Origin of the sequence: Castellaniella sp., assembly GCF_034675845.1 — a bacterium.
Classification (GTDB): domain Bacteria; phylum Pseudomonadota; class Gammaproteobacteria; order Burkholderiales; family Burkholderiaceae_B; genus Castellaniella.
This window is the reverse complement of record NZ_JAUCCU010000001.1, coordinates 564,200-580,646: the sequence shown is the minus strand read 5'-3', so window position 1 is coordinate 580,646 and position 16,447 is coordinate 564,200. Positions and strand designations below refer to the sequence as shown.

The window sequence follows — 16,447 nt, the reverse complement described above, 5'->3', positions numbered from 1 at the left end:
CCAAAAAAACAAGGCTCCGCATGCGCGGAGCCCTGAATGCCGCTGCGCGTGGTGCGCAGCAAACCGTATGCCCGAAAAATTACTTGCGGGTACCAACGATTTCGATTTCCACGCGGCGGTTTTGAGCACGGCCTTCGCGGGTCTTGTTGGTAGCAACCGGGTCGGCTTCGCCCTTGCCTTCAGTGTAGATGCGATCAGCAGAGATGCCCTTGCTGACCAGGTACTGTTTCACGGAAGCGGCACGGCGATCGGAAAGCTTCAGGTTGTAGGCATCGGTACCGATGGAGTCGGTGTAGCCCACAGCGATGATGGTTTCCAGATTGATCGAGTCGGCTTGTTGGGCGACTTGGTCGAGGACTTGCTTGCCTTCGGGCTTTAGATTGGATTTATCGAAGTCGAAGAAGGTATCGGCATTCAGGACAATCTTGTTAGCCGTCGGGGCGACGACATTGGATTGTGCAACGGGCAGGCCGCAGAATTCGTTGGCTGCAGTGGCAGGCGTCCAGAAAGCATCGCGCCAGCAGTTTTCACCGCTTGCATCTTTCCAGACGTGACCGTCAACGTTGGTCCAGTTGTCGGAGGCCGACGCGGAACCCACGACCGACATGGCAGCGATGGCGAGTCCAATAGCGATTTTGGAGGGTTTGTTCATGTTTCTCCTCGTTTGAGCATGATGCTTGAAAGTGACCGCAGCGAACCCCCGCCGCATCTCGATAGAACATTTCCAGTATAGCAATGTCTAGTTCGAAAACTGTCTATTGCGCTGGGTTTGGTGCGTGTTAGCCGAAATCTTAAGGCATTTTTAGTCCTCGGGTTAAGTCTTCCAGGCTTAGGCCGGTACTCTGCGGAGGTTTTTGCATGGCCAGACTGTCTGGTTGTGGGATTTTTGCAACGCATGGGCCGGTCTGTGTGGAAATGTGCCCAGGGACATGTTGAGAACTGGCGGCACCTTCGTCTCGCAGTGCGGATGATAGAATCAGCGATTGCTTCTGGCTGCATCAGGCCCATCGGTTTCGGACATATACATGGAATCCTTCGCTAAAGAAACCCTGCCCATTTCATTAGAAGACGAAATGCGGCGTAGTTATCTGGATTACGCCATGAGCGTAATTGTGGGGCGTGCACTGCCAGATGTGCGTGATGGGCTCAAGCCCGTCCATCGGCGGGTGCTGTTTGCCATGCACGAGCTCAACAACGACTGGAATCGCGCTTATAAGAAGTCTGCGCGTATCGTCGGGGACGTCATCGGTAAATACCACCCTCACGGGGATTCTGCGGTCTATGACACGATTGTGCGCATGGCTCAGGATTTTTCCTTGCGCTATATGCTGGTCGACGGGCAGGGTAACTTTGGCTCGGTCGATGGCGACAATGCGGCAGCCATGCGTTACACCGAGGTCCGTCTAGCAAAAATCGCCCACGAGATTCTGGCCGATATTGACCAGGACACCGTTGATTTCGGTCCCAACTACGACGGCAGCGAGCAAGAACCCCTGCTGTTGCCATCGCGTTTGCCCAATCTGCTGGTCAATGGCAGTGCCGGTATTGCGGTGGGCATGGCCACCAATATCCCGCCGCATAATCTATCCGAGGTCGTCGAAGGCTGTCTGTATTGCCTGCGCAATCCCGATTGCACGATAGATGAACTGATCGAGCGCATTCCCGCTCCGGACTTTCCGACTGGGGGGATTATCTACGGCATGGCAGGGGTGCGCGAAGGCTATCGCACAGGCCGGGGACGCGTCATCATGCGGGCCAAGGCGCACTTCGAAGACTTGCCCCATGGCAATCGCCAGGCAATCGTCATCGATGCGATTCCCTATCAGGTCAATAAAAAATCTCTCCAAGAGCGCATTGCCGAGCTGGTCAATGAGAAAAAAATCGAAGGGATTTCCGATATTCGCGATGAGTCCGATAAGGACGGCATGCGTCTGGTCATCGAGCTCAAGCGTGGGGAAGTCCCCGAGGTCGTGCTGAATAACCTGTATAAAAATACCCAGCTACAGGAAACCTTTGGCATGAATATGGTGGCGCTGGTCAATGGCCAGCCGCGCCTGCTCAATCTGAAACAGATGGTGCAGCATTTTCTGCATCATCGCCGCGAAGTCGTCACGCGCCGCACGATTTTCCAGTTGCGCAAGGCCCGCGAACGCGGCCATGTGCTCGAAGGCCTGGCGGTGGCGCTGGCCAACATCGACGACTTCATTGCCATCATCAAGGCTGCCCCCACGCCGCCCGTGGCACGCCAAGGCCTGATGGAGCGCAGTTGGGATTCGTCCCTGGTGCGCGAAATGCTGGTGCGGGCGGATTCCAATGTCGCCTCCGGTGGGCGGTCCGCCTATCGTCCCGATGGTCTGGAAGCCCATTTTGGCCTGCAGGCCGATGGTCAATATCGTCTGTCCGAGGTCCAGTCCCAGGAAATCCTCAATATGCGCCTGCAGCGCCTGACCGGGCTCGAGCAGGACAAGATCGTATCCGAGTACCGCAGCGTCATGGATACCATTGCCGATTTGCTGGATATCTTGGCGCGCCCCGAGCGCGTCACTACCATCATCAGCGACGAGCTGCAGGCGATCCGGGCCGAGTTTTCCGCGCCGGGCCAGGATTTGCGCCGGTCCGAGATCGAGTTCAACGCGACTGAACTCGAGACCGAAGACCTCATCACCCCCATGGACATGGTGGTTACTTTATCGCGTAGCGGCTACATCAAGAGCCAGCCCTTGTCCGAATACCGTGCCCAGAAGCGCGGCGGTCGTGGCAAACAAGCCACCACCATGAAGGAAGACGACTGGGTCGATCAGCTCTTTATCGCCAATACGCACGATTTTCTCTTGTGTTTCTCGGATCGTGGCCGGGTGTATTGGCTCAAGGTCTGGGAGGTTCCTCAGGGTTCGCGCAATTCCCGTGGCCGTCCCATTGTCAATATGTTCCCGCTGATCGATGGCGAAACCATCACTGCCGTGCTCACCGTCAAGGCCTTTAGCGAAGATCAATATGTCTTTATGGTCACGTCGCGCGGCACCGTCAAGAAAACTCCCTTGTCGGATTTCTCCAATCCGCGCAAGGCCGGCATTATCGCCGTGGGTCTGGACGAAGGTGATTACCTGATCGGCGCCGATCTGACCGACGGCAAGCACGATGTCATGTTGTTCTCCGACGCTGGCAAGGCCGTGCGATTCGATGAAAACGACGTCCGTCCCATGGGCCGCACCGCGCGCGGTGTGCGCGGCATGTCGCTGGACGAAGGCCAGTCCGTGATTGCCTTGCTGGTGGCCGAAGATGAAACCCACAGCGTACTGACCGCCACCGAAAACGGCTACGGCAAGCGCACCTCTATCGTGGAATATACCCGCCATGGGCGGGGCACCAAGGGCATGATCGCCATCCAGACTTCAGCGCGCAACGGCAAGGTCGTCAGTGCCGTGTTGGTGCAGCCTGATGATGAAATCATGCTGATCACCACCAGCGGCGTGATGGTGCGTACCCGGGTGTCTGAAATCCGCGAAATGGGCCGTGCCACCCAGGGTGTCACGCTCATCAATGTCGATGAAGACAGCCATTTGATCAGTGTGCGCCGGGTGGCCGAGAGCGATGCCGACGAAGACGACGTTGATGACGAAGCCATCTTGCTCGACGATCAGTCTGCGCCGGACGCAGCCTCCGATCCGGATGCGACCTCCGATGATGACTCTTCCGCACCAAAGGACCTCTCATGACCCGTCCCTGGAATTTTGCCGCAGGACCGTCTGTTCTGCCGCTGGATGTCTTGCAACAGGCAGCCGCCGATCTGTGTGATTGGCAAGGCAGTGGCACTTCCGTTATGGAAATGAGTCACAGGGGAAAGCACTACAGCCGCATTCGCGACGAGGCCGAGGCCGATCTGCGTACTTTGCTGGCCGTGCCGGATGACTTCGAGGTGCTGTTCATGCAAGGCGGGGCTTCCGCCCAGAACGCCCTGATTCCGCTTAATCTCATTGGCCGAGACGGGCGCGGCCGGGCCGACTATGTACTCAGCGGCCATTGGGCCAAGAAATCCTTCAACGAGGCTGGTCGCTATGGCGATATCGCCGTGGCCGCCACCGCCAGTGCCGCCGCGATGCTGGATGGCCGCGAATATGGTCCCTGGTGCTGGCTGCCGACGCAAGCGCAATGGCAGGTACGGTCGGATGCCGCTTATTTGCATTTGTGCGCCAACGAAACCATCGGCGGGGTCGAACAAGCCGTCATGCCCGATATGGCCAGTTTAGGGGCGCCGGACGTTCCCTTGGTGGCTGATATGTCCTCGAATATTCTTTCGCGGGCCATTGATTTTTCCCGCTTGGGCGTGGTGTATGCCGGGGCTCAGAAAAATGCTGGCCCGGCAGGCGTCACCCTGGTGTTCGTGCGCAAGGACCTGATCGGCCATGCCTTGCCGCATTGTCCTTCAACCTTTGATTATGCGCCGGTGGCTGCGGCTGATTCCATGTTCAACACTCCGCCCACCTTTGCCATCTACATGGCGGGGCTGGTGTTCAAATGGCTGTTGGGCCAGGGCGGTGTGGCGGCCATGGATGCGGCCAGCACCCAGAAATCCACTTTACTTTATCGCTATATCGACCAGTCTTCGCTCTATGAGAATCGCATTCATCCGACGGTGCGTTCGCGGATGAACATTCCTTTTTTCCTGCGCGACGAATCCCTCAATGCGGCATTTTTGGCTGAATCCGATGCTGCTGGCCTGTTGGCCCTCAAGGGCCACAAGGCGGTGGGCGGGATGCGGGCTTCGCTATATAACGCCATGCCGTTGGCTGGGGTACAGGCCTTGATTGCCTTCATGCAGGATTTCGAGGCACGTCATGGCTGATGAGTCCAGACTCCAGGCCAGCCTCGAACCTTTGCGCGACCGAATCGATGCACTGGACGAGCAGATCCTGGTCTTGCTCAACCAGCGTGCCCAGACGGCTCTGCAGGTAGGGGACGTTAAAAAGCGTTTCGATGCCAGCGGGCCAGTACTGAAGCCCGAGCGCGAAGCACAGATTATCCGGCGCTTGCAGACCATCAATGGCGGTCCCATCCCTGAACCCGCCGTGGCTGCCGTGTGGGGGCAGATCATTTCCGCCTGTCGAGGGCTGGAAAGCGTCCTGACGGTTGCTTTCCTGGGGCCTCAGGGTTCGTTTTCCGAGCAGGCCGCCTACGAGCATTTCGGTCAGGCCATCACCAGCCTGCGCTGCGAATCCTTCGACGAAGTCTTTCGTTCGGTCGAGGCAGCCCAGGCGGATGTCGGCATGGTGCCTGTCGAGAACTCCACCGAAGGTGCGGTCAACCGCAGCCTGGACTTGCTATTGCATTCCTCCCTTAAGGTCCTGGGCGAACGCACGATTCGCATCCACCATAACCTGCTGACCCGTACCGGGGGGCTCGAGGGCGTGCGGCGGGTGCTGGGGCATCCCCAGGCACTGGCGCAGTGTCAGGCCTGGCTGAGTCGCAACCACCCAGGGCTCGAACGCCTGCCTGTGGCCAGCAATGCGCAGGCCGCCCGCATGGCATCCGAAGACCCCACCTGTGCCGCCATTGCCGGCGACGCCGCTGCGGCGGCCTGGGGCTTAAGTTCCGTCACCAGCGGCATTCAGGACGATCCTCAGAACCAGACTCGGTTTTTGGCAGTCGGTGCACGAGATTCCGGGCCTACCGGGCGTGACAAGACCAGTCTGATCATGGCGGTGCCCAATCGCTCAGGTGCGGTCTACGACATGCTGGCACCCTTGTCGCGCCACGGGGTTTCCATGACTCGCCTGGAGTCCCGGCCGGCCCGTACAGGGCAATGGGAATATTATTTTTACGTTGATCTCCTGGGTCATCATCAAGACGAACCTGTGCAGCAGGCCTTGGCAGAACTGCGCCAACAGGTTGCTTTTTTCAAGCTTCTCGGTTCCTACCCTCGACAATAAGGCATCCGCATGACATCGCTTCTGGCGCCCGAGCACGTCCGGGCCATTGCTGCTTATCAACCTGGTAAACCCATCGAAGAACTGGCCCGCGAATATGGGCTGGATGCAGCTGACATCATCAAGCTTGCCTCCAATGAAAACCCGCTGGGTTGCTCCGGCCGTGTGCGCGATGCGCTTTGCCAGGCGGCAGCCAGCTTGCAGGGCCGCTACCCGGACCCCAACGGGTTTGACCTGAAGGCTGATCTGGCTGCCCACCATCGTGTGCCTGCCGACTGGGTCACTTTGGGCAATGGCTCTAATGATTTGCTTGAACTCGCTTCCCTGGCTTTGCTCGACGAAGGCACTTCGGCGGTCTACGCTCAGCATGCTTTTGTGGTGTATCGCCTCAGCACCCAGGCGCGTGGTGCCCGGCATTGCCAGGTGCCTGCCCGGGACTTCGGCCATGACTTGCCGGCCATGCTGGATGCCATTGCCGAAGATACCCGGCTGGTCTTTATTGCCAACCCCAACAATCCGACGGGCACTCATGTGCCGCCTGCCCAGATCCAGGCTTTTTTGCAGGCCGTGCGAGATCGCCATGGCAATCAGGTCACGGTCTTGCTGGACGAGGCCTATGATGACTATCTGGACCCTGAAGAGCGTGCTGATAGCGCACAGTGGGTGCGTCAATATGACAACCTCATCGTGACCCGTACCTTTTCCAAAGCCTATGGTCTGGCGGGGTTGCGCGTGGGTTACGCCCTGGCGCAGCCTGGCCTGACCGATCTGCTCAATCGGGTGCGCCAGCCCTTCAATGTCAATGCCCTGGCTCAGGTGGCTGCCCGCACGGCCTTGGCCGATACGGACTTTCTGGCTCAGACTTATGCGTTGAACCGGCAGGGCCGCCAGCAGCTCCAGGAAGCCTTTATTGCATTGAAGCTGGATTTTGTCCCCAGCCATACCAATTTTGTCTTGGTGCACGTGGGCGATGCCGCCCGGATCAATGGTGAATTATTGCGCCGGGGAATTATCGTGCGGCCAGTGGCTGGTGATGGCTTGCCGCAGCATTTGCGCGTTTCCATCGGCTTGCCCCAGGAAAACACCCGTTTCGTACAGGCTTTGACCAGCATTCTGCATCCATGACGTCTGTGCCCGAGCCTCTGGTGCCTGTGCTGGCGGTCGTGGGTACGGGCCTGATTGGTGGCTCATTTGCTGCCGCTCTGAAGCGCGTTGGACAGGTGGGTCGGGTTTTGGGGGTAGGGCGTCATCCGCTTGCTTTGCAAAAAGCCCAGGATCTGGGCTTGATCGATGCCGTGGCCGATCTGCGCCAGGCTGCCGCCCAGGCCGACCTGATTTTGCTGGCCACCCCGGTGGGGGCCATGGCGGGTATTTTGCAGACGCTGGCGCCGATTCTGCGACCCGGCACCGTTGTGACCGATGCAGGCAGCACCAAGGCGGATGTGGCCCGGCTGGCCCGGCAGGCGCTGGGTGATCGCTACCCGCAGTTTGTGCCGGGGCACCCGATTGCGGGTTCTGAAATGACGGGTCCCGAGGCAGCTGATCCCATGCTGTATCACGGCCGCAAGGTTGTCCTGACGCCATTCGACGAAACTGCCGGGACGGTGCAGCATTGGTTGATTCGTGTCTGGGAAGCGTGCGGGGCCCGCGTCCAGCTGATGGACCCGGCTGCCCATGACCGCGCCTTGGCTTGTGTCAGCCATTTGCCGCATTTTTTGGCGGCGGTGTTCATGGCCCAGGTGGCGCATGCGGAAGATGCCGATACCCGGCTGAATCTAGCGGGAACTGGTTTTCGTGACTTCACCCGAATCGCCGCCGGCTCACCCGAGGTCTGGCGCGATATCTTTGTCTCGAACCGCCAGGCCGTACTGCACGAACTAGACGATTTTGAACAGACTCTGCAGCAGTGGCGTATTGCGCTGCAGGACGAATCCCATCCTGAAACTCTTGAAACCCTGCTTGAACAGTCGGCTTTGGCGCGGCGGTTCTGGGGTGGACGCATGCCATGACTTCATCCATTCCTTTCCTGACCTTGAATCCGGCCACGCAGGCCAGTGGGCTGGTGGCCTTGCCTGGCTCCAAAAGCATTTCGAACCGGGCCTTGCTGCTGGCTGCGCTGGCGCGTGGAACGACCGAGCTGTCCGGCGTGCTGGACTCCGACGACACCCGTGTCATGATTGCCGCCCTGCAGACCCTGGGGGTGGATATACAGGCTGAGGGGCCAGGTGTCTGGCTCATTACCGGTGCTGCTGTCTGGCCGGTGCGTCAGGCTGATTTGTTTCTGGGCAATGCCGGGACGGCATTTCGGCCTTTGACGGCAGCCTTGGCGGTGATGGGGGGAGACTATCGCCTCTCGGGGGTGCCGCGCATGCACGAGCGTCCCATTGGCGATCTGGTCGATGCGCTGCGCATGCTGGGTTGCCAGTTGGACTACGATCAGCAGCCTGGTTATCCACCGCTGACCTTGCGGCCCAGTGATTTGCAGTTGGACCAGCCAATCCGGGTCAGGGGTTCCGTCTCCAGCCAATTTCTGACGGCCTTGCTGATGGCTGCGCCCGTGGCGGCGGCCCGCCTGGGCCGGGATGTCGTGATTGAGCTGGATGGTCCATTGATCTCCCGCCCCTATATCCAGATCACTCTGAACCTGATGGCCCGCTTTGGCGTAGCAGTGCAGTGCGACGACGGCTGGACGCGCTTTGTGATTCCTGCGCAGGCATCCTACCAGAGCCCAGGGGCTTATCAGGTCGAGGGCGATGCATCGTCCGCATCGTATTTTCTGGGCTTGGGCGCCATTGCCGGTGGCCCCATCCATATCCAGGGGGTGGGGCGCGACAGCATCCAAGGGGATCTGGCCTTTGCCGAAGTGATCCAGGACATGGGCGCCCAGGTGGATTATCAGTCCAATGCGCTCGTCGTGCAGGGCTGCGAGGTAGCCCGGGGAGCGCGCTTGCGGGCTTTTGACCGGGACTTCAATCTGATCCCCGATGCCGCCATGACAGCGGCGGTGCTGGCCCTGTATGCCGATGGTCCGTGCCACTTGCGCAACATCGCCAGCTGGCGCGTCAAGGAAACCGACCGGATTGCCGCCATGCATGCGGAGCTCTCCCGCCTGGGGGCTCGGGTGGAATCCGATGCGGATAGCCTGACGGTGTATCCCCTGGCCGCTGGTGATTGGCGCAGCGCCGAGATCGGCACCTACGACGACCATCGGATGGCCATGTGTTTTTCGCTGGCGGCCTTTGGACCCGTGCCTGTCACCATCCTGGACCCGGGCTGCGTGGCCAAGACTTACCCCCATTATTTTGCTGATTTTCAGCGGCTGTTGCAGCCCTGAGCCCGCTTGGAGCCCTGTATGAATCCCTCGTCTGCCGATACGGCACCCAATCTGGCGCCCGTCATCACGATTGATGGGCCGACCGCATCGGGCAAGGGTACGATTGCCCAGCGTGTGGCCGACCATCTGGGCTGGCATGCCCTGGATAGCGGTGCCTTGTATCGCTTGACGGCGCTGGCCGTCCAACGTTCAGGTGCGGATCTCGATGACGAGTCCCAGGCGGCTGCCCTGGCACGCCAGTTGGATGTGCGCTTTGAGTCCGGGGCCGTTCTGTTTCAAGCCGAGGACGTGACGCACACAATCCGTCAGGAAAGCATCGGCAATCTGGCCTCGCAGGTGGCCGCCTGGCCGACGGTGCGTGCGGCCTTGCTGGCGCGTCAGCGGGATTTCCGACTGGCTCCAGGACTGGTCGCCGATGGGCGCGACATGGGAACGGTGGTATTTCCGGATGCGCCCCTCAAGATATTTCTGGATGCGGCTGTCGATGTGCGCGCCCAAAGGCGCTATAAACAGTTGAACGACAAGGGTATTTCTGCTAACCTAGACGACCTTTTAAGTGACCTTCGCGACCGGGATGCCCGGGATCGGGGTCGGGTGCATGCACCGCTAGTCGCGGCGCATGATGCTGTCACCATCGACTCATCCCATCTGGGGGTGGATCAGGTGGTACAGCAAGTGCTGGCCCTGTGGTCGGCACGCGGACCTGCTTGATGCAATAACAACCGCTGTGTCGGTTGCCATCTGGCAGGATTTTTCTTCACTCCGCCGGGTTCTGTCCTGGCGTGTCAGCCCTTTTGGGCCTATGGATACTCTTTCATGTCCACCCTAACCCACGAAGCCGCCCTAGGCGGCGAAAGCTTTGCCGATCTGTTTGCTGCCAGCATCAAGGATCAGAACATGCGCTCCGGCGAGGTCATCTCCGCCGAAGTCGTGCGCGTCGACCATAATTTCGTCGTCGTCAATGCTGGTCTGAAATCTGAAGCCTACATTCCCCTCGAGGAATTCCTCAATGACCAGGGCGAACTCGAAGTCGAAGACGGCGATTTTGTCTCTGTGGCCATCGATTCCCTGGAAAACGGCTATGGCGACACCATCTTGTCGCGCGACCGCGCCAAACGCCTGTCGGCTTGGCTGCAACTCGAACAGGCCCTCGAATCCGGCGAACTGGTCAACGGCACCATCACTGGCAAGGTCAAGGGTGGTCTCACCGTCATGACCAACGGCATCCGTGCCTTCCTGCCGGGTTCCCTGGTCGACCTGCGTCCCGTCAAGGACACCACCCCCTACGAAGGCAAGACCCTCGAATTCAAGGTCATCAAGCTTGATCGCAAGCGCAACAACGTTGTCTTGTCGCGTCGTGCCGTCCTTGAGGCCAGCATGGGCGAAGAGCGCGAAAAGCTCCTCGAGAACCTGCACGAAGGCGTGGTCATCAAGGGTATCGTCAAGAACATCACCGACTACGGCGCGTTCGTGGATCTGGGTGGCATCGATGGTCTGCTGCACATCACCGACATGGCATGGCGTCGCGTGCGTCATCCTTCCGAAGTCCTGTCCGTGGGCCAGGAAATCGAAGCCAAGGTCCTGAAGTTCGACCAGGAAAAACAGCGCGTCTCGCTGGGTGTCAAACAACTGGGCGAAGATCCCTGGATCGGTCTGGGCCGTCGCTACCCGCAGGGTACCCGTCTGTTCGGCAAGGTCACCAACCTCACCGACTACGGTGCGTTTGTCGAAGTCGAAGCCGGCATCGAAGGCTTGGTGCACGTCTCCGAAATGGATTGGACCAACAAGAACGTCGATCCGCGCAAGGTCGTCACGCTGGGCGAAGAAGTCGAAGTCATGGTCCTGGAAATCGACGAAGACCGTCGTCGTATTTCGTTGGGCATGAAGCAGTGCCGCCCGAATCCTTGGGAAGACTTTGCCGCCAACTTCAAGCGTGGCGATAAGGTCCACGGCGCGATCAAGTCCATCACCGACTTTGGTGTGTTCGTCGGTCTGCCCGGCGGCATCGATGGCCTGGTTCACCTGTCCGATATTTCCTGGACGGAAACCGGCGAAGAAGCTGTGCGCAACTACAAAAAGGGCGACGAAATCGACGCCGTGGTGTTGGGCATCGATACCGACAAGGAACGCATCTCCCTGGGCGTCAAACAGCTCGATGGCGATCCGTTCAACAACTTCGTGGCCACCTACGACAAGGGCGCTGTCCTCACCGGCACCGTCAAGTCCGTCGAGCCCAAGGGCGCGGTCATTACGCTGTCAGTGGATGTCGAAGGCTATCTGCGTGCTTCCGAAATCTCCGCTGGTCGTGTCGAAGACGCCACCACGGTGCTGAAGGATGGCGATCAGGTCGAAACCATGATCATCAACGTCGATCGCAAGGCGCGTTCCATTCAGCTGTCCGTCAAGGCCCGCGATAACGCCGAAACCGCCGACACCATCCAGCGCATGACTGAAGCCAGCGCCTCGTCAGGCACCACCAATCTGGGTGCCCTGCTCAAGGCCAAGCTGAACGAGCAGCGCGACAACTGATGCCTGGCCTGACCAAGTCCGAGCTGATTGCTGTGCTTGCGGGGCGCCACCCACAACTGGCGCTGCGCGACATGGATCTGGCGGTCAAGACGGTTCTTGATGCAATGGCTGACGCTCTGGCGCAGGGCCAACGCATCGAGATCCGTGGCTTTGGCAGTTTTTCGCTGTCACAACGCCAGCCACGCATAGGGCGCAATCCGAAATCCGGCGAGACCGTGATGGTGCCAGCAAAACTGGTGCCGCACTTCAAGCCGGGCAAGGAACTGCGCGAACGCGTGGATCAGGGGTCGGCTGCCGCCGACTCCGACGGACCGGCCACCGTGGCTGACTTGTATCAGATGCAGTACTTTAACGAATGACGGCCCTATCCGGTTGCCTGGTTCAGGCAGTTGGATAAGGAATGATTCGGGGCGGCCTTCGGGCCGCCTTTTTGCTGTTTGGCGCCGCCTGCGAGGCAGGGATCGGGGCTGTCGCAAGGTTTTCCCCTTACAATATTGGTATTCCCCCTAGGAGCTTGGCATATGCGCTATTTGATCTGGTTGCTGCGTTTGGTGATTTTCATCATTGTGCTGCTCTTCGCCTTGAAAAACACAGCGCCGGTCGATGTCGGCTTTTTTGCGGATCATGTGCTGCAACAAGTCCCCCTGATTGTCGTCATGCTGGTGGCTTTTGTGCTGGGGGCCGTCTTTGGCCTGCTGCTGGCCGTGTCCGCTGTATTGCGCCGCCGCCGCGAAATCAACCGCTTGCGTCGGGAACTGTCGCGTGCCCAGGATGCGCTGGCTCATCCTCATTCCGCCTCCGGCCCCGTCATCCCTGAAACCGTGGCGCCTTTGGCGCCGCTGTAATGGGGATACCGTGGACTTCGAAACTTGGTGGCTGATCTTTGTTCCCGTGCTTTTTGGCCTGGGCTGGATTGCAGCCCGTTTTGATTTCAGGCAGATGCTGTCCGAAACCAGGGCCTTGCCGGATTCCTACTTCAAAGGCCTGAATTTCCTGCTCAACGAGGAACCCGACCGCGCCATTGATGCATTCATCGAGGTCGCCAAGCTGGACCCCGAAACCACCGAGCTGCATTTCGCCCTGGGCAGCCTATTTCGCCGTCGCGGCGAAATCGAGCGCGCTATCCGAGTCCATCAAAGCTTGCTCTCGCGCCAGGATTTGCCGCAGACCGACCGCGAAAACGCCCAATTGGCCCTGGCCCAGGACTTTTTTAAGGCGGGTATGCTGGATCGCGCTGAACAAGGGTTCCAGGCCATTGTGCATACCCGGCATGCCCAGGAGGCCATTCGTGCCCTGATCCGGATTTACGAATCCGAGCACGATTGGCTGCGCGCCATCGAGACAGTTCAGCAACTGCATGGGCGTGCCGACGAGGCCGTGCCGCAGCTGTGTCACTATCATTGCGAAAGAGCCCAGGCCATGCTGGCCGCCAGTTCCGTGGATGTCCAGGCCGTGGCTGCAGCCCTGGATGCGGCGGAGAACGCCGCACGCCAGAATGGCGCCACGCCTGCCGCCGAGACGCGGATTCGCCTGCTGCGTGCCCAACTGGCTGCTCAATCGGGCGATCTGGATGCCCAGCGCCTGCAGTTGCTGGATGTGCTGAAGATCGCGCCGGAATATGCTGGCCTGGTTGCCCAGTCCTTGCTGGACTGCTACGTGGCGCTGGGACGGGCCGCTGATGGCTTGGCTGTGTTGCAGGCCCAATACCAGCAGTTACCCACGCTGGATCTTTTCAATGTGGTGTTCCGCGCCTTGCGGGCTCAGCAGGGGGCCGATCCCGCCTGGGCCTATGGCCGCCAGGCGCTGCAGGCCCATCCTTCGCTGCTGGGGCTGGATCGTCTCCTCGAGGTCGAGCTTACCCAGGATGCGGGCCCTTCTGCCCGCCAGTCCATTGTTCCAGGGGCTGATCTTGGGTTGCTGCGCAGTCTTATCCACAAACACACCCAACGACTGGACCGCTATGCTTGCAGCCAATGTGGCTTCGAGGCCCGCCGTTACTATTGGCAGTGCCCAGGTTGCAATGCCTGGGAAACCTACCGGCCACGCCGTCTGGAGGAAATTCGATGAGTCCGTTTCCGTCTTTGGCTATTCGGGCCGCACGGATTCTTGTGGTCGGCGACATCATGCTGGATCGCTATTGGTTTGGCGAGGTCGAGCGCATCTCGCCCGAAGCGCCTGTGCCGGTGGTGCGGGTTGCCCGACGTGAAGATCGTCTGGGCGGCGCAGCCAACGTCGCGCGCAATATCGCCGCGCTGGGCGCCCAGGTGGGGTTGCTGGGCATTATCGGTGCTGACGAGGCCGGCGCCCAGGTGCGGGCTTTGCTGCGTGATGCCGGCGTGCATGATGGCTTGGTCGAAGACCCTTCTGGCATGGACACCACCCTGAAGATGCGCGTGCTGGGGCGCCAGCAGCAGCTGTTGCGGGTGGATTTTGAACAAAGCCCCGGACCAGTTGCCTTGACAGCCTTACAAGACAAGTTGCAAGCCTGCCTGGCGGATTATGATTTGCTGGTGCTGTCCGATTATGCCAAAGGCGCTTTGTCTCAGGTAGAACACCTGATCCAGGCAGCCCGTCAGGTCGGTTTGCCGATTCTGGTCGACCCCAAGGGCCATCGCTATAAACGCTACGTCGGGGCGACGCTGGTCACGCCCAACCGCAGCGAGATGCAGGACGCTGTTGGCCGCTGGGAATCCGAGGACGATCTCACCCAGCGCGCCCAGGCGCTGCGCCAGGAACTCTCCCTGGAGGCGCTGTTGATCACGCGTTCCGAACAGGGCATGACTCTGTATACCCAGGCGGGGCGCCAGCATGTGGATGCCCTGGCGCACGAAGTCTTCGATGTATCGGGAGCGGGGGATACGGTGCTGGCGACGCTGGCCGCTGTCCGGGCTGCGGGGCTGGGCTGGTTTGATTCCATGGCTTGGGCCAACCGAGCCGGCGGCATCGTGGTCGGCAAGCTCGGCACATCCATTGTTACTGCACAGGAGCTCTCCTCATGATCGTGGTTACTGGCGCGGCCGGCTTTATCGGCAGCAACCTGGTGCGAGGCCTGAATGCCCGGGGTATCTTTAATATTTTGGCGGTCGATGACCTGACCGATGGCGATAAATTTCGCAATCTGGTGGATCTGCAGATTGCCGACTATCTGCATAAGGACGAATTTCGCCAGCAGGTGACCAGTGGCCAGTTGCAGCGCCCCGAGGCAATTTTCCATCAGGGAGCCTGTTCGGACACCACCGAGCGCGATGGGCACTTCATGATGGACAATAATTTTCGGGTCACGCTCGAACTCTTTGAATACTGCCAGGTGCGCGAAGTTCCCTTTATCTACGCATCGTCTGCCGCAGTCTATGGCGCCGGGCCGCGCTATCTTGAAGATCCTGCCAACGAGTCCCCACTCAATGTTTACGGCTATTCAAAACTGCTGTTCGATCAGGTGCTGCGCCGCCGAATGGGGCGTCTGACCGCCCAGGTCGTGGGCCTGCGCTATTTTAATGTCTATGGTGCGCGGGAGCAGCACAAAGGCCGCATGGCCTCGGTTGCGTTCCATAATATGAATCAGTTCGTCGAACAAGGCCATGTGCGCCTGTTTGGGGGCTGGGATGGCTACCCCGATGGCGGTCAGCAGCGCGACTTTGTCTTTATTGATGATGTGGTCCGGGTCAACCTGCATTTCCTGGATCATCCAGAAGTCTCCGGCGTGTTCAACTGCGGCACAGGCAGGGCACAACCCTTCAATGATGTGGCGCAGTCCGTGGTCAACAGCCTGCGTGTCCACCAGGGGCAGTTGGCCCTGCCATTGGCAGAGTTGGTCGGGGCAGGGCAGTTGCGTTATATCCCTTTTCCGGAAGACCTCAAGGGTCGTTACCAAAGCCACACTCAGGCCGATTTGGCCCAGTTGCGGGCGGCAGGCTACGACCATCCGTTCTGTGATGTGCAAACCGGGGTCAACGCCTATGTGCAGCGCCTGCTGGATGGTGGCCAGTTGCGCGTCTGATCACTGTGACAAATCCGATCAAGCCCACCTCTATGACGCTTGATCTCACGGCATCATGGACAGACATTTCCAATCTATCCAGGAGTCTGCTCATGAACCCGTTTTTGCATGATACGGTGGCCCGCCCTTCAGCCCCGACCGGTATCGCCGGATCGCGGGGTCGGGCTATGCCCGCATCGCTGGTGTACGCCTTGGTCAAGGCGCGCGCCAAAAAATCTCCTTATCCGTCTCCCGCTGTGTGCCTGTCGCGGGTATTAGGCGTTGCCGGATTGGCTGCCATGGCCGCCTGGGCGGGGGCTGTCGGTGCGGTGGATCTGAATACCGCTACCTTGGATCAACTGCGCGGCATCCGGGGCATTGGCCCAAAAACCGCCCAGATCATTCTGGAGGAACGCACCCGTGGCGGCAGCTATGTTTCATTTGCTGATTTGTCGGATCGAGTGCGCGGCATAGGTCCGCGTCGCGCCCAGGCGTTGCAATCCGCCGGCTTGACCATCGACGGGGGTGGAAGCCGTTTGTCTGGTCAGGGTAAACAGGCCGCCAATCAGGTCGCCGACGATGCACTGCTTTCAAAGCCCAGGCGCTAGCCTTGGGCAGGCCGAAAGTCCAACTGAGACTGTATCGATTCAGACAATATTTTCATAAGCTTATTTTGTCGGCAGT

Annotated in this window: 15 protein-coding genes; 14 read left to right on the top strand and 1 reads right to left on the bottom strand. The window is 59.7% G+C overall.

The genetic code is table 11. The features are described 5' to 3' along the window. Positions 1–79: 79 nt before the first annotated feature. Positions 80–652 carry an outer membrane protein OmpA gene (gene ompA, locus VDP81_RS02810; RefSeq protein WP_323011458.1) on the bottom strand — a complete coding sequence of 191 codons (573 nt, stop codon included), beginning with the start codon at positions 650–652 and terminating at the stop codon, positions 80–82. A gap of 373 nt (positions 653–1,025) precedes the next feature. Here ompA and gyrA point away from each other — a divergent pair, with 373 nt between their 5' ends. The 14 genes from gyrA (at position 1,026) to VDP81_RS02740 (ending at position 16,371) form a co-directional block, all read left to right on the top strand. Continuing rightward, complete coding sequence (gene gyrA, locus VDP81_RS02805; RefSeq protein WP_323011457.1) at positions 1,026–3,716, top strand: DNA gyrase subunit A; 2,691 nt, start codon at positions 1,026–1,028, stop codon at positions 3,714–3,716. Further along, complete coding sequence (gene serC / locus VDP81_RS02800) at positions 3,713–4,843, top strand: 3-phosphoserine/phosphohydroxythreonine transaminase (RefSeq protein ID WP_323011456.1); 1,131 nt, start codon at positions 3,713–3,715, stop codon at positions 4,841–4,843. The genes gyrA and serC overlap by 4 nt, the downstream gene beginning before the upstream one ends. Then, on the top strand, positions 4,836–5,927 hold the full coding sequence (gene pheA / locus VDP81_RS02795) for a prephenate dehydratase (protein ID WP_323011455.1): 1,092 nt from the start codon (positions 4,836–4,838) through the stop codon (positions 5,925–5,927). Before serC ends, pheA begins: the two co-directional genes overlap by 8 nt. A 9-nt stretch (positions 5,928–5,936) precedes the next feature. Further along, positions 5,937–7,049, top strand: coding sequence for a histidinol-phosphate transaminase (hisC, locus tag VDP81_RS02790; protein WP_322994519.1), 1,113 nt, complete (start codon positions 5,937–5,939; stop codon positions 7,047–7,049). Next, positions 7,046–7,933: a prephenate dehydrogenase gene (locus VDP81_RS02785; RefSeq protein WP_323011454.1), complete on the top strand. Its 888-nt coding sequence runs from the start codon at positions 7,046–7,048 to the stop codon at positions 7,931–7,933. Before hisC ends, VDP81_RS02785 begins: the two co-directional genes overlap by 4 nt. After that, positions 7,930–9,258 carry a 3-phosphoshikimate 1-carboxyvinyltransferase gene (aroA, locus tag VDP81_RS02780; RefSeq protein WP_323011453.1) on the top strand — a complete coding sequence of 443 codons (1,329 nt, stop codon included), beginning with the start codon at positions 7,930–7,932 and terminating at the stop codon, positions 9,256–9,258. Before VDP81_RS02785 ends, aroA begins: the two co-directional genes overlap by 4 nt. A gap of 18 nt (positions 9,259–9,276) precedes the next feature. Then, the gene (cmk, locus tag VDP81_RS02775; protein ID WP_323011452.1) at positions 9,277–9,969 is read left to right on the top strand and encodes a (d)CMP kinase; all 693 of its coding nucleotides are present in this window, start codon (positions 9,277–9,279) and stop codon (positions 9,967–9,969) included. Positions 9,970–10,074: 105 nt separating this feature from the next. Then, entirely contained in the window at positions 10,075–11,787 is a 1,713-nt protein-coding gene (rpsA, locus tag VDP81_RS02770; RefSeq protein ID WP_322994523.1) for a 30S ribosomal protein S1, read from the top strand. A gap of 8 nt (positions 11,788–11,795) precedes the next feature. Further along, a complete protein-coding gene (locus tag VDP81_RS02765; RefSeq protein ID WP_322995351.1) occupies positions 11,796–12,146 on the top strand; it encodes an integration host factor subunit beta in 351 nt (116 codons plus the stop codon). A 162-nt stretch (positions 12,147–12,308) separates the two neighbouring features. Continuing rightward, positions 12,309–12,632, top strand: coding sequence for a LapA family protein (locus VDP81_RS02760; protein ID WP_322994524.1), 324 nt, complete (start codon positions 12,309–12,311; stop codon positions 12,630–12,632). Between the two features lie 10 nt (positions 12,633–12,642). Beyond that, the gene (lapB, locus tag VDP81_RS02755) at positions 12,643–13,854 is read left to right on the top strand and encodes a lipopolysaccharide assembly protein LapB (RefSeq protein ID WP_323011451.1); all 1,212 of its coding nucleotides are present in this window, start codon (positions 12,643–12,645) and stop codon (positions 13,852–13,854) included. Beyond that, entirely contained in the window at positions 13,851–14,786 is a 936-nt protein-coding gene (gene rfaE1 / locus VDP81_RS02750) for a D-glycero-beta-D-manno-heptose-7-phosphate kinase (protein ID WP_322994526.1), read from the top strand. Before lapB ends, rfaE1 begins: the two co-directional genes overlap by 4 nt. Continuing rightward, the gene (rfaD, locus tag VDP81_RS02745; RefSeq protein ID WP_323011450.1) at positions 14,783–15,784 is read left to right on the top strand and encodes an ADP-glyceromanno-heptose 6-epimerase; all 1,002 of its coding nucleotides are present in this window, start codon (positions 14,783–14,785) and stop codon (positions 15,782–15,784) included. The genes rfaE1 and rfaD overlap by 4 nt, the downstream gene beginning before the upstream one ends. Before the next feature lie 92 nt (positions 15,785–15,876). Continuing rightward, positions 15,877–16,371: a ComEA family DNA-binding protein gene (locus VDP81_RS02740; protein ID WP_323011449.1), complete on the top strand. Its 495-nt coding sequence runs from the start codon at positions 15,877–15,879 to the stop codon at positions 16,369–16,371. Positions 16,372–16,447 lie beyond the last annotated feature (76 nt).

Excerpts from the sequence above, each read along its gene's own strand:
- ompA (WP_323011458.1), bottom strand. The coding sequence starts at position 652 with ATGAACAAACCCTCCAAAATCGCTATTGGACTCGCCATCGCTGCCATG.
- gyrA (WP_323011457.1), top strand. The coding sequence starts at position 1,026 with ATGGAATCCTTCGCTAAAGAAACCCTGCCCATTTCATTAGAAGACGAA.
- serC (WP_323011456.1), top strand. The coding sequence starts at position 3,713 with ATGACCCGTCCCTGGAATTTTGCCGCAGGACCGTCTGTTCTGCCGCTG.
- pheA (WP_323011455.1), top strand. The coding sequence starts at position 4,836 with ATGGCTGATGAGTCCAGACTCCAGGCCAGCCTCGAACCTTTGCGCGAC.
- hisC (WP_322994519.1), top strand. The coding sequence starts at position 5,937 with ATGACATCGCTTCTGGCGCCCGAGCACGTCCGGGCCATTGCTGCTTAT.
- VDP81_RS02785 (WP_323011454.1), top strand. The coding sequence starts at position 7,046 with ATGACGTCTGTGCCCGAGCCTCTGGTGCCTGTGCTGGCGGTCGTGGGT.
- aroA (WP_323011453.1), top strand. The coding sequence starts at position 7,930 with ATGACTTCATCCATTCCTTTCCTGACCTTGAATCCGGCCACGCAGGCC.
- cmk (WP_323011452.1), top strand. The coding sequence starts at position 9,277 with ATGAATCCCTCGTCTGCCGATACGGCACCCAATCTGGCGCCCGTCATC.
- rpsA (WP_322994523.1), top strand. The coding sequence starts at position 10,075 with ATGTCCACCCTAACCCACGAAGCCGCCCTAGGCGGCGAAAGCTTTGCC.
- VDP81_RS02760 (WP_322994524.1), top strand. The coding sequence starts at position 12,309 with ATGCGCTATTTGATCTGGTTGCTGCGTTTGGTGATTTTCATCATTGTG.
- rfaE1 (WP_322994526.1), top strand. The coding sequence starts at position 13,851 with ATGAGTCCGTTTCCGTCTTTGGCTATTCGGGCCGCACGGATTCTTGTG.
- rfaD (WP_323011450.1), top strand. The coding sequence starts at position 14,783 with ATGATCGTGGTTACTGGCGCGGCCGGCTTTATCGGCAGCAACCTGGTG.
- VDP81_RS02740 (WP_323011449.1), top strand. The coding sequence starts at position 15,877 with ATGAACCCGTTTTTGCATGATACGGTGGCCCGCCCTTCAGCCCCGACC.